Annotated in this window: 21 protein-coding genes; 13 read left to right on the plus strand and 8 right to left on the minus strand. The window is 42.6% G+C overall.

Going from position 1 to position 21,216, the window contains the following annotated elements:
* Window positions 1-53 precede the first annotated feature (53 nt).
* Window positions 54-1,025 carry an AAA family ATPase gene (locus tag CEQ75_RS11165; RefSeq protein WP_089610668.1) on the plus strand — a complete coding sequence of 324 codons (972 nt, stop codon included), beginning with the start codon at window positions 54-56 and terminating at the stop codon, window positions 1,023-1,025.
* A 5-nt stretch (window positions 1,026-1,030) separates the two neighbouring features.
* Window positions 1,031-1,492, plus strand: a complete 462-nt coding sequence (locus tag CEQ75_RS11170) for a 5-methylcytosine restriction system specificity protein McrC (RefSeq protein WP_089610670.1) — start codon at window positions 1,031-1,033, stop codon at window positions 1,490-1,492.
* A gap of 150 nt (window positions 1,493-1,642) precedes the next feature.
* Here the strand turns inward: CEQ75_RS11170 and istB are convergent, their stop codons facing one another.
* From istB to CEQ75_RS11185, 3 genes are all read right to left on the minus strand, one after another.
* Window positions 1,643-2,422, minus strand: a complete 780-nt coding sequence (istB, locus tag CEQ75_RS11175) for an IS21-like element helper ATPase IstB (protein WP_089608935.1) — start codon at window positions 2,420-2,422, stop codon at window positions 1,643-1,645.
* On the minus strand, window positions 2,419-4,008 hold the full coding sequence (istA, locus tag CEQ75_RS11180; RefSeq protein ID WP_089608934.1) for an IS21 family transposase: 1,590 nt from the start codon (window positions 4,006-4,008) through the stop codon (window positions 2,419-2,421). Before istA ends, istB begins: the two co-directional genes overlap by 4 nt.
* A gap of 90 nt (window positions 4,009-4,098) precedes the next feature.
* The gene (locus CEQ75_RS11185; protein ID WP_198306519.1) at window positions 4,099-6,099 is read right to left on the minus strand and encodes an IS701 family transposase; all 2,001 of its coding nucleotides are present in this window, start codon (window positions 6,097-6,099) and stop codon (window positions 4,099-4,101) included.
* 311 nt (window positions 6,100-6,410) lie between these two features.
* Between CEQ75_RS11185 and CEQ75_RS11190 the strand changes: the two genes are divergently transcribed.
* From CEQ75_RS11190 to CEQ75_RS11225, 8 genes are all read left to right on the plus strand, one after another.
* Entirely contained in the window at window positions 6,411-7,127 is a 717-nt protein-coding gene (locus CEQ75_RS11190; protein WP_257913932.1) for a hydrogenase small subunit, read from the plus strand.
* Window positions 7,105-8,556 carry a nickel-dependent hydrogenase large subunit gene (locus CEQ75_RS11195; RefSeq protein WP_089610676.1) on the plus strand — a complete coding sequence of 484 codons (1,452 nt, stop codon included), beginning with the start codon at window positions 7,105-7,107 and terminating at the stop codon, window positions 8,554-8,556. Before CEQ75_RS11190 ends, CEQ75_RS11195 begins: the two co-directional genes overlap by 23 nt.
* 297 nt (window positions 8,557-8,853) lie before the next feature.
* Window positions 8,854-9,750, plus strand: coding sequence for a Fic family protein (locus tag CEQ75_RS11200; RefSeq protein WP_089610678.1), 897 nt, complete (start codon window positions 8,854-8,856; stop codon window positions 9,748-9,750).
* Between the two features lie 119 nt (window positions 9,751-9,869).
* Window positions 9,870-10,325, plus strand: coding sequence for a type VII toxin-antitoxin system MntA family adenylyltransferase antitoxin (mntA, locus tag CEQ75_RS11205; protein ID WP_157677429.1), 456 nt, complete (start codon window positions 9,870-9,872; stop codon window positions 10,323-10,325).
* Entirely contained in the window at window positions 10,318-10,728 is a 411-nt protein-coding gene (gene hepT / locus CEQ75_RS11210; RefSeq protein ID WP_157677430.1) for a type VII toxin-antitoxin system HepT family RNase toxin, read from the plus strand. Before mntA ends, hepT begins: the two co-directional genes overlap by 8 nt.
* Before the next feature lie 336 nt (window positions 10,729-11,064).
* Entirely contained in the window at window positions 11,065-11,496 is a 432-nt protein-coding gene (locus tag CEQ75_RS11215; protein WP_089610684.1) for a MarR family winged helix-turn-helix transcriptional regulator, read from the plus strand.
* 155 nt (window positions 11,497-11,651) lie between these two features.
* Complete coding sequence (locus CEQ75_RS11220) at window positions 11,652-13,403, plus strand: ABC transporter ATP-binding protein (RefSeq protein WP_089610686.1); 1,752 nt, start codon at window positions 11,652-11,654, stop codon at window positions 13,401-13,403.
* Window positions 13,404-13,461: 58 nt separating this feature from the next.
* Complete coding sequence (locus CEQ75_RS11225) at window positions 13,462-15,393, plus strand: ABC transporter ATP-binding protein (RefSeq protein WP_089612603.1); 1,932 nt, start codon at window positions 13,462-13,464, stop codon at window positions 15,391-15,393.
* Between the two features lie 235 nt (window positions 15,394-15,628).
* Here the strand turns inward: CEQ75_RS11225 and CEQ75_RS11230 are convergent, their stop codons facing one another.
* From CEQ75_RS11230 to CEQ75_RS11240, 3 genes are read right to left on the minus strand one after another with little or no spacing between them, the layout of a single operon-like run.
* Window positions 15,629-15,937 carry a TIGR04076 family protein gene (locus tag CEQ75_RS11230; protein WP_089610688.1) on the minus strand — a complete coding sequence of 103 codons (309 nt, stop codon included), beginning with the start codon at window positions 15,935-15,937 and terminating at the stop codon, window positions 15,629-15,631.
* Between the two features lie 16 nt (window positions 15,938-15,953).
* The gene (locus tag CEQ75_RS11235) at window positions 15,954-16,322 is read right to left on the minus strand and encodes a helix-turn-helix domain-containing protein (protein WP_089610690.1); all 369 of its coding nucleotides are present in this window, start codon (window positions 16,320-16,322) and stop codon (window positions 15,954-15,956) included.
* Window positions 16,323-16,351: 29 nt separating this feature from the next.
* Window positions 16,352-16,672, minus strand: coding sequence for a transposase (locus CEQ75_RS11240; protein ID WP_089610692.1), 321 nt, complete (start codon window positions 16,670-16,672; stop codon window positions 16,352-16,354).
* Between the two features lie 139 nt (window positions 16,673-16,811).
* Between CEQ75_RS11240 and CEQ75_RS11245 the strand changes: the two genes are divergently transcribed.
* Window positions 16,812-16,970, plus strand: coding sequence for a hypothetical protein (locus CEQ75_RS11245; RefSeq protein ID WP_198306520.1), 159 nt, complete (start codon window positions 16,812-16,814; stop codon window positions 16,968-16,970).
* A gap of 178 nt (window positions 16,971-17,148) precedes the next feature.
* On the opposite strand, the gene CEQ75_RS11250 is transcribed toward CEQ75_RS11245, so the two are convergent.
* Both CEQ75_RS11250 and CEQ75_RS11255 read right to left on the minus strand, forming a co-directional pair.
* Window positions 17,149-18,171, minus strand: a complete 1,023-nt coding sequence (locus tag CEQ75_RS11250) for an Rpn family recombination-promoting nuclease/putative transposase (protein WP_089610694.1) — start codon at window positions 18,169-18,171, stop codon at window positions 17,149-17,151.
* A 283-nt stretch (window positions 18,172-18,454) separates the two neighbouring features.
* Window positions 18,455-19,012, minus strand: a complete 558-nt coding sequence (locus CEQ75_RS11255; protein ID WP_157677431.1) for a DUF4368 domain-containing protein — start codon at window positions 19,010-19,012, stop codon at window positions 18,455-18,457.
* A 468-nt stretch (window positions 19,013-19,480) separates the two neighbouring features.
* Between CEQ75_RS11255 and CEQ75_RS11260 the strand changes: the two genes are divergently transcribed.
* Window positions 19,481-19,876: a BlaI/MecI/CopY family transcriptional regulator gene (locus CEQ75_RS11260; protein ID WP_089610698.1), complete on the plus strand. Its 396-nt coding sequence runs from the start codon at window positions 19,481-19,483 to the stop codon at window positions 19,874-19,876.
* On the plus strand, window positions 19,869-21,071 hold the full coding sequence (locus CEQ75_RS11265) for a M56 family metallopeptidase (RefSeq protein ID WP_089610699.1): 1,203 nt from the start codon (window positions 19,869-19,871) through the stop codon (window positions 21,069-21,071). The genes CEQ75_RS11260 and CEQ75_RS11265 overlap by 8 nt, the downstream gene beginning before the upstream one ends.
* Window positions 21,072-21,216: the final 145 nt, after the last annotated feature.

A 21,216-nucleotide genomic window follows, 5' to 3' on the forward strand; every position in this document is an offset into this window, starting at 1 on the left:
GATTACCATAGACAAAATACAGTGACCTGCTTGAAATCGATGAGCTACAAAATATGGAGTACTTCAAAACACCAAGAGGGAGCCTTTTTAAGCTTACTCAAGAGGAATATGAGGCTATTATGGACTTGGTTAAAGAAGAGGAGCCTGCAGGTCCAAAAGGTTTATTAGAATTGTACTCCAAGGAAGACTTTTTAAATGAAGTATTTATTTCAGAACAACAATATGGTGAAATTGCAATTCTCCTGAATAGAAAGAAAAACATAATATTGCAGGGGGCACCTGGGGTCGGAAAGACCTTTGCTGCAAAAAGGCTAGCTTATTCACTGATGGGATCTGTTGATGATTCAAGAATAGAAATGGTTCAGTTCCATCAAAACTATTCCTATGAAGACTTTGTTATGGGGTTTAGACCGGTTGAAGGTGGAGGCTTTGAACTTAGAAACGGTATTTTCCATCAGTTCTGTATAAAGGCTGCTAATGACCCTAACCGGGATTATTACTTTATTATTGATGAGATAAACAGGGGGAATTTAAGTAAAATTTTCGGTGAGCTTCTAATGCTTATTGAAAATGATAAGCGTGGCTCAAAGTTTGCGGTTCCCCTTACATACAAACCGGACAGCCGTTTTTATGTACCACAGAACATATTTATTATCGGAATGATGAATACTGCCGATCGTTCTCTGGCGATGATTGATTATGCCCTTAGAAGAAGGTTCTGTTTTATCGAGATTGAGCCAGCTTTTAATACACAATCATTTAGAAAGCATCTGGTGGACAGTGGAATTCATGTGGACTTAATAGAAAAGATTATCAGCAGGCTGAACTATTTAAATAGTCAAATTTCATCCGACAGTAATTTAGGCAGAGGATTTAGAATCGGACACAGTTATTTCTGTAATCCTTCCACAGATGAGAACTGGTATCAGAGTGTTATTGAATATGAAATCAACCCACTTATCGCGGAATACTGGTTCGACAACGAAGAGAAGGCACAGGAGTACATGGATTACTTGCTGGGGTGATATGAATGGCAAATGAGATACCGATCCGTAATATATACTATATGCTCAGCTATGTTTATGATGTCTTAAAGGAAGGGGACAATGTCCATTTATCAAATGAGGAATTTGATAACATCTATGACCTCTTCGGAAAGATTCTCGTAAATGGATTGAATCTTCTAATTAAACGTGGTTTCAACAGGGAATATATCTGTGTGTCCGATGAACTGCCTGTGCTCAGGGGGAAAATAGCCGTAAATGACACTTTGAAAAGACAGAGCTTTATTCTTGGTAAGCTTAGCTGTGAATATGATGAGCTTTCCCCGAATGTTTTGTTTAATCAGATCATAAAGGCATCAATCATTACGCTTATTAACTATAAAGAGCTGGATAAGCAGATAAAAGAGCAGCTTATTTATATTAACAGATATTTTTGTATTTGTCAACTTAAAATTAGGCCATATAGTCATTTAATTTTCGGCCACTAAGAAAAAAAAATTTAGTCGTTTCATAAGCATATTTAGTTTTCAAAGAGCATTGTTTCACGATGAATGCTAACGCGCTATCGCTTGTTACACCCTGTATAAATGTTTATCAAAAACATGATAAACCTTTATACAGGGTTATTGTTTTTTTCTTCATGCCAGTTGCTGTTGTTGTAACCACTCCTTCGTTTCTTTCATGCGGTACGAGTTTCCATTCATGTTGACGATGTATGACTGATGCGTCAACCGGTCAATCATGGCCGCCGTCATCACGGGATCCTGAAAAATTTCACCCCATCGTTCGAAGGATAAGTTGGTTGTGATGATTGTCGATTTGCGACCAGCCCTCAGCGACAAATGGGTAAACAATAATTCAGATCCTTCCTTATCAAAAGATATATAACCCATTTCATCGGCAATAACCAAATCATATTTTTCAAAGCGGTTCTGGAAGGCTCGAAGAGTTTGCTCTGCTCGGCATTCTTTAATCCGGTTAATGAGGAGGGGAACAGTTGTAAACCATACTTTATATCCCTCCAGGCAGGCCTTTAAGCCTAGCCCAATACTCACATGCGTCTTGCCTGTTCCCGGGTTCCCCGCCAGAATAATGTTGCGCCCCTCCTGAATAAACTCTAATGTTTTCAGCTGCTTTAACTTCTTTTGGGCATCATCTGGCAAATCCGCGATGACCAAATCTTCAAGGTACTTTTTATGTGTAAATTCAGCCAGACGAATGCGATTATGCCGCGAGGCTTCCCGACGAGCATCACATTCCTTCTCCAGTAACTGCGCCAGAAATGCTTCATAACTGGCATCCTGCTGCGTTGACTCCCGAACTTGCTCATCCAAATGCTTACGAATCATAGGGAGTCTCAGTTCTTTGCTATATTCCAATATCGCTTCCTTAAACGCCTTGCGCGGCGCGTTACTCATGCAACGTCCTCCTTTGCTTTTGGTGTATGGGTATCAAACATGTCATCGTACATGCGAAGCTGCTGTGCTGACCGCTCTACAATCTCTTTTCCCGTTTTCGAGAGATTTGGTTGAACAACAGGCATCGCGTCACGATTCCTAGCACAAAGCACTTTAATTTTATCCGTAGTCACTTGAGCCGGATGAATTTTCTCCAGCTCCCGAATAGCTTGCTCGACTTCCGCAAATGGGACATCGTCTCGAATATATTGCAATAGCTGTATAAATTCCTTGTCTTGTTTGGTATAATATGTTTCGTATATTTCTTTTATCCTTTTAGGAGCCTGCTGCCATGCCGCACTACCGGCAAATGCACCAGGTTTTTTCCTTAGCGTATCCAAATAATGATTCAGATCAAGCCGCCACTCGTGGTTGCCGGTTAATCGCACATGCTCCGCTACCAAGGATTCCTGATGGAAGCATCGCACCCGGGTCGCATATGCTTTAATCATGATCGATTCACCTACCAAATGATCCGGTACTGAGTAACGATTCTGATCAACGATGATGGTGGAATATTTGTTCACCCGTCCATAAATCACGCGAGCTGCATCAAATGGTGGAAGGGTGGGCAGCAATGCGGGGCGCTCTTCTTCCAATCGTTCCTCCGCCGTCTGGCCGTTGTACTCATCATGGGACTTACGATTACGCTTAGTGCACACATCCTGCAAATATTGATTTGCCTCCTCCAGGGATTCAAATTCGTCCCGAAAAGCGAAGGCTTTTCGGCGAACGACCTCGACGCTTCGCTCCACATGACCTTTTTCGTTGCCCTTGCGAATATTGCAAAACCGATACTGAAAACCATAGTAGAGCGACAATTGAAGCAATCCTTGCGTCGGCTCCTTCTCCGTTCCAATAAACCTTTTCACCGCGACTTTCATGTTATCGTACACCATGGTACGATACACTTGGCCGATATGCTGGAAAAACAGGGCGTGTGCTTCCTGAAAACACTCTGTTGTTTGTTTGGTGAACAGATAAGCAAAGCGATAGTTCCCGTAAGCCGTTGTGAATACGGCCATCTGAAAAACTTGAAATTTTCCATTAATTTTTAGTTTAACCTCACCCCAATCAAATTCGCAAATGTCTCCAAGTTCATACAGAGCCTTAATAAACGCTTCCTTTGGTTTCCGTTCCAAGCTTCTAATGGTTCGAAGAACGGTACTGTAACTTAGTTGAGTACCCTCGGCTTCCAGTGCTTCAAAGATATCAATGGCTTTTTTTTGCTGCTTGTGCCGCCCCTGATTTCGCTTAGTTTCATTCTCGTCAAGATAGAACTGGATCCTGTTCACAACCTCGTCAGTCATTTTTCTTTTGGGTCGAATGCCCACAGTATACTTGGGGGCAGAAGTGAGGGTGTCGACTAGTGCCTGGATATCTGCCGACCCGCTCGACAATAATTGCTGTCTCCCTTCCTCATATTGTCCAATGTACTTTCCTACGGTGTCCCGATTGATCCCTGTTATTTTCGCAATTTCCCGGCGCGATTTCCCTTCATGAATATGCATCATTAAAATTTGTTGCTTGATGTTCATTGTGATCATCTCTCCCAGCCCCTACCTGTTGAATTTCCTCTCAAGTAGGTTAATCTATTGTGGCCGGTTTTTCAATGACTACGGTGGCCTACTATTAGATTACCATAGACAGACTTTTTTTTTATCAATCACTTGCAGTCTTATTTCAAGTAAAAATGAACTCGCGATCGACACCAAAAGCATATGCCGATGCCAGGCAGTCCAAGACCTGAATTCATAATGATCCATGCCTAATTCGTCTTTGGCTTCATTGAAACACTGCTCAATAGGCCAGCGCATCAACGATGCTTTGCACAGTTCAGAGGTTGGAATGTCCACCGGCGCATTACTGATAGAATACCTAATCACCCCTTCTTCGGAACGGCGAATAAATAACCAGCATGATTTTCTAGGGACTTCGCACGTCTCTTTCGCAAAGGCTCTATAAATTTGAAGACATTTGATATCCGAATGAATCGGTCCTTTTGATCCTTCCCCAAGATACATTTTTACCCAGGGTATCGTTTCATCCCCAGCGATCTTTGAAACATGTTCTGTGGGAGTTGTTGCTGCCATTATTGTAGGGCGTGGACCCCGTCCTTTATATTCAGGCACTTTAAAGGTTGGTTGGGTGCGCCAAACCTGTGTGTTGTTATGAATATCCGCAAAATACCAATATTTATCTGAGATAGCGTCAAGAAACTCTTTACTGTTTCCGTAAAGACAATCCATGCCTATCCATTTTGCTTTAAATAGCTCAGATTCTTCGATTTTACGAATCAAATCCAGCGCAATCTGTGGCTTTGTTCGGAAGGTTAGTTCATCAGGTACAGCGCAGTCTTGCCTACGCTGTGTATAATCTTCGCCAAACCACTTTTCCGGCATGAAAAGCTGGGTCGAAATTAGACCATAACCTTTATGGCCTGAATAGCCTACAAAAACACCTACCTGACTGTTTTCAACTTTGCCAACACTGCCACAATATTGACGGGCCACGCCCACAGAATGTTTACCCTTTTTAACAAAGCCACTTTCATCGACAGTAAGCATTCCTTCATCATCAGAAATGCGTTCGGAAAGACCTTCTTGATAAATTTTGATGGCTTTTTCTTCATCCCATTGAGCATTCTTCATGAAATTCTGCAAATTACGTGGGCCTCTGGGATTATCAATGAATTCCAAAGCTATAGGTCCAACTGACTTCCTTTCTAAATTGCTTAACAATCCTCTCGTATACGCATATAAGTTAGCAATTGGCTCTGCTCGTTTAAAACAGTCTGCAAAACGATTTATATAATTATTGAACATCTCTGGCAGCTTATCTATAATATCAGGCACTTTAGCTTCTTCCAGGATCCCTTCATGCCAAGTGTTTTTTTGTAGTTGCATCGAAACCATCTCCAGATATTTATTACTTTTTTTGAGGACCCGGAGTGGTTTATGCCTACCTGTACAGCCCATTAGTTGTTTGTAATTTTTCTTAAGCGGATATAAATAGACTCCTTTCTTGTTTCCGTGATATTGATACGTGATTCCGACTTTGCCAAACCCGCTGGTTTCCCCAACATAGTGCCAGTTCGCAGCCCTGTAGCAAGTTCCTTTATATTTATCTTGATCAACAAAGGTTTCTAATAAATAGGGCTCAACCCCATAAAGGAGTGGCCAATCATGTTTGAGATGCTTGATAGATAAGGCTATTAGATGGGAAGCAAGATTTTTAACGTGCACCCATGGTAAAATTAATAGGCGATTATTGTTTAAAACATGCGGTAAATACTTTTTGCGCTCTTCATCATTCCAGTCAATAAAGGTATCCCGTACGCCTACTCTATAAGAAGCTTGGTTATAACTGATAGCCGCAATGGGACGTTCATTAAACCACACAAGATATTTAACGCGTGCGCCAATTGTTTTATTATAGCCCAGATAATGGTACAATTTTACAAGCTGATTCCAGAGAGCCTCCAGTCCTGTGCGATTGACAAGCTCAATTCTTAGCGCAGATTTTATCTTAAATATTTCTTCTACCAAGGGGGTATCGTCAATAGAAGGAATAACATTTCTTGGTTCCATAATAACGAATCCTTTCAGTTTTAGAGACAGAGGTATCCCTGTTGCCAACCTCCGAATCCTCATTACCAATTTAACATATCGAATTCGTTTTGTCCACTGTTTTTTAAATTACGCTGTAGTGTTAATTATGTCACTACAATCTTTTACCAATGACTTCATGCAATCGTTTTAGTGAATCTTTAACATCTGATTCGTAATAAATATCACGATGAGCAGTTTCGGGTATACCGGATACACGAATCAAATAAATCTACTGCCCGGCATCGGTTAGTACGACTGTATTTCTTTAATGCGTAGATAAGACAGTGCGAATATTAGACCAACGACGATTGTCATTTTTATTGCGTAGTTGATATTCAATACTTAATAACAGTCTTTCAGCCAGTGAAGGGCAGCATGCCATGGAACAGTTATTTAGTGTACTGGGAAGTGACTATATCCTTGCGGTTGAAGGTGCTGTGGCGACGAAGAATAACGGCCTGTATAACATCATCGGCCGCCTGAATGGAAAAGCGGTAACTGGGTTTGAGGCGGTTCAGATCCTTGGTGCTAAGGCATCATATGTTATTGCCATCGGCGCCTGTGCCACCCATGGAGGGGTTTCGGCAGCAAGGCCAAATCCGGCTGAGTGTGTCAGTGTTCAGAGTGTATTAAATCGAAAGGTGATCAAGCTGACGGGATGTCCCTGTCATCCGGACTGGTTTATGGGGACATTAGCTCATATCTTGCTCTATGGAGAACCTGAGCTGGATAGCAGGGACAGACCTCTTTTGTTTTACAGCACCTTGATTCATGACAGGTGTCCCCGCAGGTCATATTTTGATCAGAGCATCTTTGCCGAAAAGCTAGGGGATAAAACCTGTATGTTTAAATTGGGCTGCCGCGGACCGGTAACACGCACAGACTGTCCGATCAGGCAGTGGAATGAGTATGTGAACTGGCCGGTTGAGGATGACACTCCTTGCATTGGTTGTGCGCAATTTGGCTTCCCTGATGCCATGGAGCCTTTTATTAGCTATAATACCACAAGAAATTCCACAAGAGAGGTTAATGATGACCAAGAAAATCGTGATTAATCCCGTTACCCGGATCAGCGGATTTATGGAAATTCAAGCGGATATAGAAAATAACCAGGTTGTGGATGCGAAAACAGCAGGCCTGATGTTTCGTGGATTTGAAAAGATGCTAACCGGCAGGAATCCCTTTGATGCAGTATATTTCACCCAGCGCATTTGCGGCATTTGTTCAACTGCCCATTCTATGGCTTCTACCCTTGCCTTGGAGGATGCCCTTGGTGTTGTCCCTTCTGAGCAGGGGAGATATTTAAGAGATATTATCCATGGCTGCGAATTTCTGCAAAACCATATCCGCCATTTTTATCAATATACCATCCCGGATTTTGTCAAACTGCCCGAAGATTATCCTCTGTTCAAGGCGGATCATCATGATTTCAGACTGCCCAAAGAGAAGAATGACAGATTGGTCAAGGATTATTTTGCTTCTCTGGATTTAAGCCGAAGTGCCCATGAAATGCTTGCCGTACTTGGCGGCAAAGCTCCCCATAATCATGGCGTGTTTATCGGCGGGATTACCACACAGGCAACCACTGATAAAATTATTCAGATAAAATCTATTCTCCATGCCATATATCAATTTATTAATGATCGAATGCTCCCTGACGTCAATATCATTGCCGAGTATTATCATGATTATTTTTCGATGGGCAGGGGCTATGGGAACCTTTTAAGCTTTGGCTGTTTCGACGGCTATCAGGCTTTGGGAACTTTGTATGTGAATCCCCTTGTTTACACCGAGGGTAAAACATACGTATTCAATCCGGATGACATTACTGAAGAAATTGACTATGCCTGGTATCAGGAGACAAAAAAGAACACAAAGAACACAAAGGGTACAAAGGGCACACAAAATGGGGATAAACCATTTGATGCTGACCCGAAAGCCGATATGAACAAAGCCCAGGCATATTCATGGGTCAAGGCTCCACGCTACAACAATCTGCCCTTCGAGACCGGACCCTTGGCGAGACTTTGGCTTTCCGGAGAATACAGAAACGGCATATCAACCATGGACAGGACGATCGCCAGAGTTTTGGAAGCGAAAAAAATTGCTTCAATTATGAATACCCTGATTGAGAACCTGATACCCGGAGTATCAGTGCAAAAGGAGTATACTATTCCGGAAATAGCAGTGGGAAAAGGTTTGATTGACACGACGCGAGGAGCTTTAGGGCATTGGCTTAGAGTGAACAATCAGGTTATTTCATTTTACCAGATCATCACGCCATCTGCCTGGAACCTTTCAACCCGAAGCAACAGTGATGTGAAAGGAACTGCGGAAGAGGCACTGATCGGTACCCCGATCAGGGATATTAATCATCCCATAGAAATAGGCAGAACAATCCGGTCTTTTGACCCTTGTATTTCTTGTGCGACACATATTTATACCGGAGGCAAACATATCAGCACAATTCAAGTAGTACAGTGAGTACCATGATTTATCCGATAACTAACTGCCACTAATACCCCCACTTCTAAAAGCGGTGGGATAAGTGGCATTAAGTTCCTGGATAACTTTTTTGGCATCAGATGGAGCGTTAACTCCACCTGATGCCAAAAACTCTGTTTATAACCTTAAAAACAGCTTGCTATGTTAGTTTTTAATTAACAAGCAAGCTGTTTGTTTATTTGATTGTATTATTCCGATAATTGTTAATGTGTCATTCCTAAATCATTGATATTATTCCAATAATAGGGTATAATATGAATGACTGGAGGGATATTTATGTACATGAATGTAAAGCAAGCCTCAGAAAAATGGGGCATCTCGGATAGAAGAATACGAGTCCTGTGTTCTGAAGGTAAAATCCCCGGCGTATTTCAAGAAGGACGAGGATGGAAAATTCCTATTGATGCAGTAAAACCTGCTGACGGCAGATATAAATCCACAGAAAGCCTGCTTGATAAACTAGACCGTAAGAAGAAAGAGCTGGATAACAGACGTCCCTTGACAGAAGGTGAGGTCGAAAGACTTAGGGAGCAATTTGTTGTAGAATACACATACAATTCTAACGCAATCGAGGGTAATACGCTTACACTGCGTGAAACGGATATGGTTCTTAGGGGTCTTACTATCGGCCAAAAACCTCTGAAAGATCATTTGGAAGCTATAGGTCATAAGGAGGCATTTGAGTTTGTCAGTGAGCTTACGAAAAATAATGTTCCAATGAGCGAGAGCGTTCTTAAGCAGATTCATTATTTGGTGCTTGCGGATAAGAGGGATGACCGGGGTGTATACCGCCGTGTGCCCGTTCGTATCATGGGAGCAAAGCACGAGCCTGTACAGCCATATCTCATTGGGCCCAAAATGGAAGAGTTAATGGCTGATTTTGCTAAGAGCACCGGGCATATTGTAACAAAATTAGCTCGTTTTCACATCGAATTTGAGGGCATTCATCCATTCATTGACGGCAACGGAAGAACCGGTCGTCTGCTGGTTAACTTTGAGTTGATGAAGGCAGGTTTTCCGCCTATTGATATTAAATTTACCGACCGCATCGCTTATTACAATGCATTTGATGAATATCATGTAAAACACAATCTTTCTGCCATGGAAAAACTATTTGCAGGATATATAAATGAGCGGTTGGATATGTTTTTGAAAATATTACATGAACAATAACAAAATAATATTAGAAAAATGTCAACAAAAGCAGATGAAAGAAAGTAGATAGGAATGTAGATAATAAAGTATAATGATACTCAAAGATGTGTTGCAATGCTGCTGTTGGAGGTTTTGATGTGAAAAATTATCTGTCTAAGGTTGAATTGCTTAAAAAATTAGAGGATTTCATTGAAAAAGTAAAAGGGAATAAATTAATTTTAGCAGTCTTCCTATTTGGGTCATATGCTGCAGGCCGGCAGACCTTATTAAGTGACGTTGATATAGCTGTGCTCTTTTGTAAAACGATTAAACCTAAACAGATCTTTACTGAAAGACTACGATTAATGGGGGAGTTATCTATAGTTTTGGGTCGCGATGATATTGATCTGGTGGTACTCAATGAAGCGCCACCTTCCCTCGGTTACCGTGTAATCAAGGATGGTCAGCTGCTATACATCCGCGATGGTGCAAGATCACAACTTATTGATTACCAGGTTATGACTATGGATCGGTATTTTGATTATCTTCCGACACAAAAGATCTTTTCCGATGGATTAGCTCGGCGGATGAAGGAGGGAAGGTTTGGTGGTTGATAAAGAAAAGGTTGAGCAGCGGATCATGAAGCTGGAGCAAGCAGTGCGTAAGTTAAAGGTTATTGCTGAGTATTCATGGAATGATTATCAAAATGATGATTCTTTGCAGGATAGGGCTGAGCGTAACTTACAAGTTGCAGCGCAAGCGTGTATTGATATCGCCAATCATGTAATTGCTGACCATGGTTTTAGGACTCCTGTCGGCTATGGGGATAGTTTCCTTGTATTGGAAGAAGAAGGGGTTATTTCTCCTGACATGGCTGAAAAAATGAGAATGATTGCCGGGTTTCGAAATATTCTTGTCCATGACTATCTGGACATAGATGATCGCATCGTATTTAAAAGCTTGAGCAATATTAATGATTTTATTGAATTTGCCAAACAGATTTATCGTTTGCTTTAGAGCAGCTGGTGAAGGACGAACTGCCCTATCACCCCAAAGTGCGTTTCTCCCGAGCCGTTTACCCTGACTGCTCCGCTCTATATCTGGACTATATTGGGGATTTGATGAAAAGAGCAAGCCGAATCCTTTAGCCAGGGTTGGCTTGCTCTACAATTTGGAGTTTGTCGGCTTCATCTTGGACTCATTCTGCCGTTTACTGTTTACCGTTACCGAAAATGCCATCAATAATTTTCTCGTTATTCCTATTGACAAAAATAACAAGGCGATTTATAATGTAGCATGTCGTACAGTATGACGTACAACTTTATGTCGAAGAAATAGGAGGCAAGGATAGGGATGAACAGAAATCCAATCGGGTTAGAACTCCACGCCCTCGAAAATCTCATTATGCGTAAAATTGCAAATTCGGAGGACAAAAAGCAAATTGACCCTGTTACGAGCACAAATGGCTGGATTATTGGGTTTCTTGCCAATAACGCCGATAAAGATATTTATCAGAAGGACTTAGAGGAACAGTTTACCATTACCCGCTCTACTGTTTCAAAAGTCCTGATTTTAATGGAGAAAAAGGGATTAATTGAGCGGCAAAGCGTCCCCCATGATTCCAGGCTAAAAAAGCTGACTCTTACGGATAAGGCTTGGAAATTAAGCAAATTAATGAAAGAAAAGGGAGATAAACTTGAGGAAGCTTTAACAAGGGGATTCACCGAAGAAGAGTCAGAAGCCCTTTATAGCTATATCCAACGTATGAAGGACAACATAAAGTAAACTAACCCCAGTTTTATTTTTTTAGGCATATTGTTTGACGTCCAACATTGTCGCATTATGCGACTGTTTCAAAAGGCAACAATCTGCACGATTAAAAAGCGGTCAATGCTTTATGATAAACGGCTTATATCATCAGACTGAAAGGGGAATCGAAAATGATTAAAAAACTGGCTGCCAGTATTGGGCAGTATAAAAAGGACTCCATACTTACCCCTGTGTACGTAACATTCGAGGTCATTATGGAAATTATCATACCCATTCTAATGGCTTATCTGATTGATTACGGGATCGAGAAGAACAACCTCTCTTACGTTTTAATGATAGGACTGGCGCTGCTTATTTCGGCGGCAATACAGTTGACTTTCGGTACGATGGCCGGGCGCAGCGCGGCGGTTGCGTCTTCCGGCTTTGCCAGAAATCTGCGGCGCGACATGTACTTCAATGTGCAGAACTTTTCGTTCTCCAACATTGATAAATTTTCCACTGCGGGTATTATCACCCGCCTGACAACCGATGTGACCAACGTGCAAAATGCCTATCAGATGATTATCCGCATGGCGATACGAAGCCCTTTTATGCTAATCTTCTGTCTGATTGTCTCCTTCCGTATTAACGCGCAGCTTGCTTTGATCTTTTTGGCGACAATTCCCGTTCTTGGGATTGGATTATGGCTGATTACGTCCCATGTGCACCCTGTTTTCCGGAAGGTTTTCAAGACTTACGACAGGCTCAACAATGTTGTGCAGGAAAATCTCAGCGCCATTCGCGTTGTCAAATCCTTCAACCGGGAAAGTTTTGAAGAAAATAAGTTTGGGAAAATATCAACAGAAATCTTCCAAGACTTTTCAAAGGCTGAAAAGAGAATTGCATACAATATGCCCCTGATGCAATTTTGTCTGTACGTCTGCATATTGCTGGTGTCGTGGCTGGGAGCGCAACAGATTGTTGCCAGCAATAACAATCCCGCCATCGGACTTTCAACCGGCGAGCTTATGAGCCTGATCACCTATGCCATGCTGATATTAATGAGCCTGATGATGTTGTCGATGGTTTTTATCATGATAATCATTTCTCGTGCCTCTGCGGAGCGAATCTCGGAAATTCTCAGCGAGGAAAGCGATATAAAAAACCCGAAAAACCCCTTATTTTCGGTGAAAGACGGTTCTATATCGTTTGAAAATGTAACCTTTTCCTATGCGCGTAAAACGGAAAAGCCGGTGCTTGACAACATCAGTATCTCCATAGCGTCCGGCGAAACCGTTGGTATCATAGGCGGGATCGGTTCTGCGAAATCCAGCTTTGTCCAGCTTATACCACGGCTGTATGACGCCCAGAGCGGCATGGTGATGGTAGGTGGCGCAGATGTGAGCGATTATGATATTGAATCGCTCCGCAATCAGGTGGCGATGGTGTTGCAGAGAAACGTTCTGTTTTCAGGTACGATTGAAGAGAATTTGCGCTGGGGCGATGAAAACGCCAGCGATGAAGAGTTGGTGCACGCCTGCAAGCTGGCGCAGGCGGACAGCTTTATTCAGGAATTCCCCGACAAATACGACACGTATATCGAGCAAGGCGGCAGCAACGTTTCAGGCGGCCAGAAGCAACGGCTTTGTATCGCGCGGGCATTGCTCAAAAAGCCGAAAATCCTCATTCTCGATGATTCCACCAGCGCCGTGGATACAAAAACAGACGCGCTCATTCGGGGGGCTTTCCGGGAGGAGCTCCCGGATATGACCAAGATCATCATTGCACAGCGCATCGCCTCCGTAATGGATGCCGATAAGATCATCGTATTGGACGATGGCAAAATCAATGCCATAGGAACCCATGATGAGCTGCTGGAAAACTGTCCGATTTATCAAGAAGTCTATGAATCTCAGAATAAAGGGGGCCACCTCCATGAATAAAATGCCATCGACAGATAATTACAATCAGGGTAAGACGATGCCGAAGGGTGCCCCTCTAATGGAAAAAATGTCTGCAAACGGCGCTCCCGGCACAGGCCCAAAGCCATCTTTACAAAGGTTTAAGCCCGGCACAATTAAACGTCTGCTTTCCTATATGGGCGATTATAAAATACAGCTTGTTATTGTTGTAGTCTGCATCCTTCTTAGTGCGGTTGCCAGTGCCGCCTCGTCGCTTTTTATCCAGACGCTGATCGATGATTACATTACCCCGCTGCTGGGTCAGACCAACCCTTCGTTTGCAGGCTTATTGCAAGCGGTTCTGATGATGGGCGCTGTTTTCCTGGTCGGCGTACTTGCCACCTTGTTCTACAACCGGATCATGGTAACGGTTTCGCAGGGAACGCTCAAAAAGATACGCGACAAGATGTTCAATCATATGCAAACCCTGCCGATCAGGTATTTTGATACCCATGCACATGGCGATATTATGAGCCATTATACCAACGATACCGATACGCTCCGCCAGATGATTTCCCAAAGCCTGCCCCAGTTGTTTTCTTCGGTGGTCACTCTACTTGCGGTGTTTGTTTCAATGTTGTATCTCAGCGTGGGGCTGACGCTTTTGGTTATCGTCTTTGTCATCATCATGTTGAAGGTTATTGCATCACTCGTGGGGAAAAGCGGTTCCTTCTTTATGAAACAGCAAAACTCGCTGGGAGATGTCAACGGATATATCGAAGAAATGATTGAAGGACAGAAGGTAGTCAAGGTTTTCTGCCACGAAGAAAAAGCCAAAGAAGCCTTTGATACGAAGAACGACGAGCTTTGCTATTACTCCACCGAAGCCAATAAATACGGCAATGTCATGATGCCGATTGTCAGCAGCATGGGCTATTTTCTGTATGTGCTGCTTGCCGTAGTCGGCGCTGTATTGGGGATTGCCGGTATAAACAATCTCAGTCTTACGGGAATCAATGTCATGACCCTTGGAACGATTGCCTCCTTCCTCACCCTGTCACGCAGTTTTGTTATGCCCATCGGGATGGTTTCCCAGCAGTTTAACATGGTGGTTATGGCGCTGGCGGGCGCTTCCCGTATCTTTGAATTGATGGATGAAGTCAGCGAAGCGGATAACGGCTATGTGACTTTGGTAAATGCCAAAATGGAAAACGGCGAAGTCAGAGAGTGCGAAGAAAGAACCAATACATGGGCATGGAAGCACCCGCACAGCGACGGGACGTTAACCTATGCGCCGCTCCAAGGGGACATCCGCTTTTTCGACGTGGATTTCGGCTACGAGGAAAATAAGCCCGTCCTGCACAACATTACGCTATACGCCAAGCCCGGTCAAAAGGTTGCTTTTGTCGGCGCGACCGGCGCAGGAAAGACGACGATCACCAATCTGATCAACCGTTTCTATGATATTGCCGATGGGAAAATCCGATATGACGGAATCAACATCAACAAAATAAAAAAGGCCGACCTTCGCCGTTCGCTTGGTATGGTTTTGCAGGACGTGAACCTGTTTACGGGGACGGTCATGGATAATATCCGCTATGGTAAGCTGGATGCGACGGATGAAGAGTGCATTAAAGCCGCAAAGCTCGCTAACGCCGACGATTTTATCCGTATGCTTCCGCAGGGGTATCAAACCGTACTGGAAGGCGACGGCAGCGGCCTTTCTCAAGGACAGCGGCAGCTCCTTTCCATAGCCCGCACTGCTGTGGCCGATCCGCCCGTCATGATTCTGGACGAAGCCACTTCTTCGATTGATACCCGAACCGAAGCGATTGTCCAACGGGGCATGGATGCCCTGATGAAAGGCAGGACGGTCTTTGTGATAGCCCACCGCCTGTCAACCGTTCAGGATGCTAACGTCATTATGGTGCTGGAGAATGGCCGTATCATTGAACGGGGCACCCACGAACAACTTATTAACGAGAGGGGGGAATATTATCAACTCTATACAGGAGCATTTGAACTTGAATAATACGGCGAATATAACTGACTGGAACTTGCTATTCAGAAGTTAAAAATAATAACCATTGGCAAGTATTGTTACGCAGTCTTTTAATGGGACTATTTTAGGGATATAAAGAGCAAGGGCACTGTACGAAAACAAATAGTACAGTGCCTTTGCTGCATAATTTAGTAAGATTTTATTTAGTAGAGTACTTTCTGCAAATTCTGTGCAATGCCATACTACAAATGCCATACTACGAATCCTACTCATCTTGATACGATTCAATTCTAAATATAACTGGACGAACGCCATCATTGCAGCATACTATATGAACCGAATCTATGCCAAAAACTTTGCCACCACTTGATAACGAAGTTGCGTGCAGTGCAATTGCTTGCCAAGCCATAGAACAAAAACCCTCTGGCTTCTCATTGCCAAATGGCCCGCCCGTTAGGAATACATCTCCTTCTTTCATCATGTGACATGGGCCATAGTCGGGAAAAGGAATATATTCTTTTGCTAAATCGGGGTAAAACTCTCTTTTTAATACAGTTATTTTACATTTTGTCATGGTTACGCCCTCCTTTTTATTTTATGAATATCGGTGATGAGGAGTTTTTAATTTCAGTGACTCTATGCTTGATTTCTGTGCTGTCCTTAAATATAGTGTCCACCTGCTGTTGATTTCGTTTTGATAAATTAGGTTTCGGGAATATACAATATATCCCGATCTCAGCCATATACCTTTTTACCAGCTTTCTTCCTATTGTAATATTATCCTCCCCTCGTAGCTTTCTAACAAGCCGCCTGACGCCTAAATAAGGCATTTTTGTGTGCCAATAATCAAGCCTTGCTTTTATATATTCTTCTCTTTCATAGTCTTCATTTGAAGGCTTTATGGGTTTGTAATATACACTTGTTCGATTTACTTTCAGTAGCTCGTATTGACGCTTCACTGGCAATTCATCATCTTTTGAAACCAGATTTATTCTCCCAGTTGGATCCGAGCACGCACTTGAGCAGATTTTTTTTTGAGCCAGTCATTCTCTACGGTGAGCTGACCAATTTTGACCATTAAATTCTGCTCTCTCTCATTTGCCTCCTTTACCATTTGTTGGGCTTCACGTTCGGTTTTGCTTTGCGCGAATACACGGCTTGCATTTTCTAAAAACTCTTTTTTCCAGTTTTGAAGCTGTGTTCGATTAATACTCTCCCTGCTGGCTATCTCGCCAATTGATATTTCTTCTTTTAATATTTCAAGCACGATTTTAGTTTTATATTCAGGTGTAAATTGACGTCGTTCCATATATGCTTTTCTCCTCAGTTTTTATATCGGTTCATTTTACTATTGTCATTTCATTTTTTCAAATCGTGTCTTGTTCTATGGGTACATTATAGTTGAAATTCAAAATGGCAAATACGGTTTTAGAGTGTTAGGTGAGATTGTGAATGTTTTGGCGGATGAAGCAGTCCTTGACGAAAAAGGGAATGTAGACCCAGTGAAACTAAATGCCTTTGTCTTTGATCAGTTCCAGAGCGGTTACTACGCAATTGGCGATAAGGTTGGGCAGGCAAGGAACAGTGGTGCAGGGCTGATGAAATAACCACATATATATTTGTGAAGATGTGTAGAAGTAGGGCTGTCGCACTAAATGAAAAATCGGTGCACGGCTCTTTCTTTCGCTAAAGCGTAAATTCTTAAGTAAAATATTAGGTTCAGAGTAGGGATAAGGGGACAGGTAGGGACAATGCACCTCTCCCCCTGTCACTTCCTTCCTTGTGTTACTGGAGATACCTTTTTACTTCATCAAGGCCTTTATATTCCGAAACACCTTCAATTATGACCTCCAGTGTCGGTACATCTAATTTCGTTATGCCTTGTTTTAAATCTTCCGGTACGGAACCGAATTTTCTAGTAAGTAACTTTATCGCCGTTCTCACAAGGGCTTTGGCTTCCCCTTTTTCCATGCCTTTTTCCATGCCTTGTTGCATGCCTTGTTCCATACCTTTTTCCATGCCTTCTTCCCTAAACTGTTCAGCTAGAGTCATTATCCTTTCACTCCCTTCCGGATAGATGGTTTCGATTTGCTTAACCAATTCGTTAAAAGCATCTTTGGTTAAATCACTCCTGGCACTGAGCAGATATCTGATCAGGGTCTCAAAATATTCCATCCCTGTCTGTTTATCTTCAAGCTCCAGCAAATGAATGGATCCCCTCAAAACAAACTTTAGGATTTCGTCGATATTCTTCCGTGGCATATCCCGCATCATAGTCATTGCAATTTTGTTTTCTACTGCACCTTTTATTTGCTCATCGGTATACCTTGATAGGTCATAAAGTAAATACTTATAATTCGGAATGAGTGCCTGCACATCCACCGGCAGATCCTCATACCCTAAAATTATTTCTCCCAAGGTGGGTTTTATGTTCCAGCCATCCTTGCCATGGTATATTACTAGTGGAATGATTACCGGTAGTTGGGTAATATTTTCGGCCTTTGTGTTCCAAATTTCCACCATATATTTCAAGAGCTGAAAGGCTACATCACGGCTAGGATAGCTTTTATGTTCAAAGAGAAAATAAAGATAACCTTCCCGATTATTTATGTCGGCTTTAAAAAGAAGATCCGAAAAACTCTCCTGCAGCTCTTTATTGATGTAACTATCTTTCTGCGCCTCCAATGTATCTATATCTATTATATCCACGATGCTTTGAGGTAAATAATTATCTAAGAAATCCCCAGCCACGGCCACATCTCCAAAGGTCTTTTTGAAGAATTTATCGTGTGGATTCTGAACCTTCATCCTACCACCACCTATATTTAATAAATAATACAAAAGAACTTTCCCTTTGTGTTGAAATTTAATTTGTTTTATTTTTGCAATTAAATTATACCATTTATCTGCTTTCCTTTCAATTTATAACAAAATATTAATACCTATACTTGATGTTATGTAGAGCCAGTCAAAACACAACACAAAAGAACCCACCCCTTCTCCGCGGTTTCATAGGGACATTTTCTAAACCGTGGAGAAGGGGTGGTATGGTTCGGCAGACAGTGGGTATTCACTGTCTGCCGATTGCCGTTTATGCTACCTCTATTGATGTTTGAGGCTGTTCCTGTTCTTCTGCTTGCGCTTCAATCATATTATCCAGCAGCCCTATATCTCGGTAGTAAATATTGATTTCCTGCATGGCGGTGCGTGACCATTTTTCGGTGCGTTCTTCGACTTCCACTCGCTCAATGAAGAGGTGGAGTAGCTCGGCGGTAAATTCATTGATTTCAGTGTACTGCTTCGCCTTGTCAATGAAAGCACTGGCGTTGATGACAGAAGCTTTTAACCTTTCCAGCTCGCTTTCCTTTTTCGGGATTGTGGTCTGGATTTCTTTTTGTTCTGAAAGATAGTCATCGCTGAGCTTGCGGAATACCTCGTTTGGGATTTTTCCAAGGACATTGTCCTCGTAAAGCCGCTTGAACAAGACCGTCAGCTCGGTATCCCTACGTTTAAGATTTTCTAAATCTCGCTCGGTTTGTGCAATCTCTCTGCGAATTTCAGCACTGTTTTTCTGTGTTATATGCTTGGCAAAAAGGAATTCATGCTGCCTTGCGTAGTGGGTCACCCTGCGCAGATCGCCCCCTGTCACCCTTCTACCGTATGGATGCTTGGGATAGCGACCGCCAGACCAACAAACTAACAGAAGAACAGTTTAAGGCATGGACTGATATAGCTTCTAAAGCAAGGCTCAAGTACAAGCAGAGTAAAATCAGCAGCGAGGAGCTTCTTAGGCGGATTTCGGAAAAGCCAGAATAGGAATGTCGTTATAATGCTTCGTATCTCCAAAATATTAGACTGATTACCATCAGTGCGAGAGATTATCGACTGGGGTTGCCGTTTAGCGTTTACCCCTTTACCATCACTACTGAAATTGCATGAAAAAATGTGCGGTAAAAATCTGCTGAAGCCGTGCTCAATTCAGATTATATTAGGCAAGTACAAAAAAGTACAAAAAATATCTCTTGACATCGACTACAAGCTCGTAGTAGAATAAAACCACTACATTAATGTAGTGGAATTGGCGCAGACGTGCGGCAAGGAACGGAGGGTGTACACCATGACTAATTTTCAAAAACTATCGGAAACGGAAATGGAAGTGATGCAAATTATCTGGGCTTCTGACCATCCCATTACATCCGGCGAACTGCTTGATATTTTTGCACAGCAAAAGGGCAAGGAGTGGAAAGGACAAACAATGGCAACCTTTCTGGCAAGGCTGGTTGAAAAGGGTGTCCTGACTTCCATCAAACAAGGTCGGGCGAATATTTACAGGCCTCGCATGTCGCTGGAAGAATATCGGAGCCAAGAAGCAAAGAGCCTACTTGAAACGCTGTATGAGGGTTCGGTTAAAAATTTCCTGGCAACGCTCTATGACGGCAAAGAGCTGGCAAAAGATGAAATGACCGAGTTAAGACGCTGGTTCGCTGAAAAGGCAGGTGAGAAGAATGGGTAATCTGTTGTCAATTCTCCTTGCCATGTCTATTGCGGGAAGTATAGTTGTCGGGTTGATGCTTCTGCTTCGGCGCGTTACGGTGAAAATTTTTCCTGCCAAGTGGCAATACGGAATTGGAAAGATAGCGATAGCTTTTTTTCTAATACCTGTTTACCTCTTTGCCGGGAAGCTCCCTTTGTCTCAGTCTATTATGGAGAGTTATCCTGCCGAACCGTCGGCTATCCAGAATGCACTACCATCACACGCTTTAATGGATGCAATGGGCACATTGATGAAGCATTTCACGTTTGAAGTAATGGAAGCATTTGTGTTTATTTGGATTTTTGGTGCAGTGCTGTTTGCTGGATGGTATTTCTATTGCTACCGCAGATTCAGTAGACAGCTTTGGGCTGACAGCCTTCCCGTACCAGAGGACACCGCAGCCATTCTGCTTTCCTCATGCAAAACGGCTTTAGGCATTCCCGACGAAGTAAAACTCATGCTGAACCCAAAAATCACAAGCCCTATGCTTGTGGGGCTGCGCCGCCCCACGATACTGTTACCAGCCTACAGAATATCAGAAATTGACTTGAATCTGGTGTTGATCCATGAGCTAATGCACGTGAAACGCAAGGATTTATGGGTAAAAATGTTTGCCCTAATTGCAGGAACGCTGCACTGGTTTAACCCTTTTGTCCATGTTCTCCGCAAGGATATAAGCACATGGGGAGAGTTATCCTGTGACGAGGCCTTAGCAGCAGAAATGTCTCACGAGGAAAGAAAACTTTACGGCGAAGCCATCTTGAACACGCTGGATAACTATTCCGGCATGAACACGGCTTTTTGTTCTTCCCTATGCGAAAGCAAGAAGCACATTGAAAGGAGATTAACCATGTTATTAAATGTTAAGAAAACGAAGAAGCATATTACGATTTTTGCTGTTGCAGCAGTCGTAGCAATCACAAGTATCGGAACAACTGTCTCTGCATTAGCTGCGGAGAATACCCTCCAATTGGAAGGTGGAAGTAACATAACGGTGGTAAGTGAGAATGGAAGCGCAATATCCTATAATCAAGAAGGTGATGTGGTACAGGCGAACCCAAAAGATAGCTATGTTCCGCATGAACTTAGCTACGAAGAAATTATGGAACGAATCAAACTCCATGAAGAAAAAGGCATTCCTGTGCCGCAGGCTTACCTTGATGCGGTGAAATAGTTTGGAGGTAATAGTATGTTTAGAACAAAATTGAAATATATGACTCTCAGTTTACTTTGTCTTTTATTTATCGGAAATACCGCGTGTATTTGTCAACTTAAAATTAGGCCATATAGTCATTTAATTTTCGGCCACTAAGAAAAAA

The organism is Dehalobacterium formicoaceticum (genome assembly GCF_002224645.1).
Classification (GTDB): Bacteria; Bacillota; Dehalobacteriia; order Dehalobacteriales; family Dehalobacteriaceae; genus Dehalobacterium; species Dehalobacterium formicoaceticum.

Bases quoted from the DNA above. Each gene is read 5' to 3' on its own strand.
- CEQ75_RS11165 (WP_089610668.1), top strand. From the start codon at position 54: ATGGAGTACTTCAAAACACCAAGAGGGAGCCTTTTTAAGCTTACTCAA.
- CEQ75_RS11170 (WP_089610670.1), top strand. From the start codon at position 1,031: ATGGCAAATGAGATACCGATCCGTAATATATACTATATGCTCAGCTAT.
- istB (WP_089608935.1), bottom strand. From the start codon at position 2,422: ATGAGTAACGCGCCGCGCAAGGCGTTTAAGGAAGCGATATTGGAATAT.
- istA (WP_089608934.1), bottom strand. From the start codon at position 4,008: ATGATCACAATGAACATCAAGCAACAAATTTTAATGATGCATATTCAT.
- CEQ75_RS11195 (WP_089610676.1), top strand. From the start codon at position 7,105: ATGACCAAGAAAATCGTGATTAATCCCGTTACCCGGATCAGCGGATTT.
- CEQ75_RS11200 (WP_089610678.1), top strand. From the start codon at position 8,854: ATGTACATGAATGTAAAGCAAGCCTCAGAAAAATGGGGCATCTCGGAT.
- CEQ75_RS11215 (WP_089610684.1), top strand. From the start codon at position 11,065: ATGAACAGAAATCCAATCGGGTTAGAACTCCACGCCCTCGAAAATCTC.
- CEQ75_RS11220 (WP_089610686.1), top strand. From the start codon at position 11,652: ATGATTAAAAAACTGGCTGCCAGTATTGGGCAGTATAAAAAGGACTCC.
- CEQ75_RS11225 (WP_089612603.1), top strand. From the start codon at position 13,462: ATGGAAAAAATGTCTGCAAACGGCGCTCCCGGCACAGGCCCAAAGCCA.
- CEQ75_RS11230 (WP_089610688.1), bottom strand. From the start codon at position 15,937: ATGACAAAATGTAAAATAACTGTATTAAAAAGAGAGTTTTACCCCGAT.
- CEQ75_RS11240 (WP_089610692.1), bottom strand. From the start codon at position 16,672: ATGGAACGACGTCAATTTACACCTGAATATAAAACTAAAATCGTGCTT.
- CEQ75_RS11250 (WP_089610694.1), bottom strand. From the start codon at position 18,171: ATGAAGGTTCAGAATCCACACGATAAATTCTTCAAAAAGACCTTTGGA.
- CEQ75_RS11260 (WP_089610698.1), top strand. From the start codon at position 19,481: ATGACTAATTTTCAAAAACTATCGGAAACGGAAATGGAAGTGATGCAA.
- CEQ75_RS11265 (WP_089610699.1), top strand. From the start codon at position 19,869: ATGGGTAATCTGTTGTCAATTCTCCTTGCCATGTCTATTGCGGGAAGT.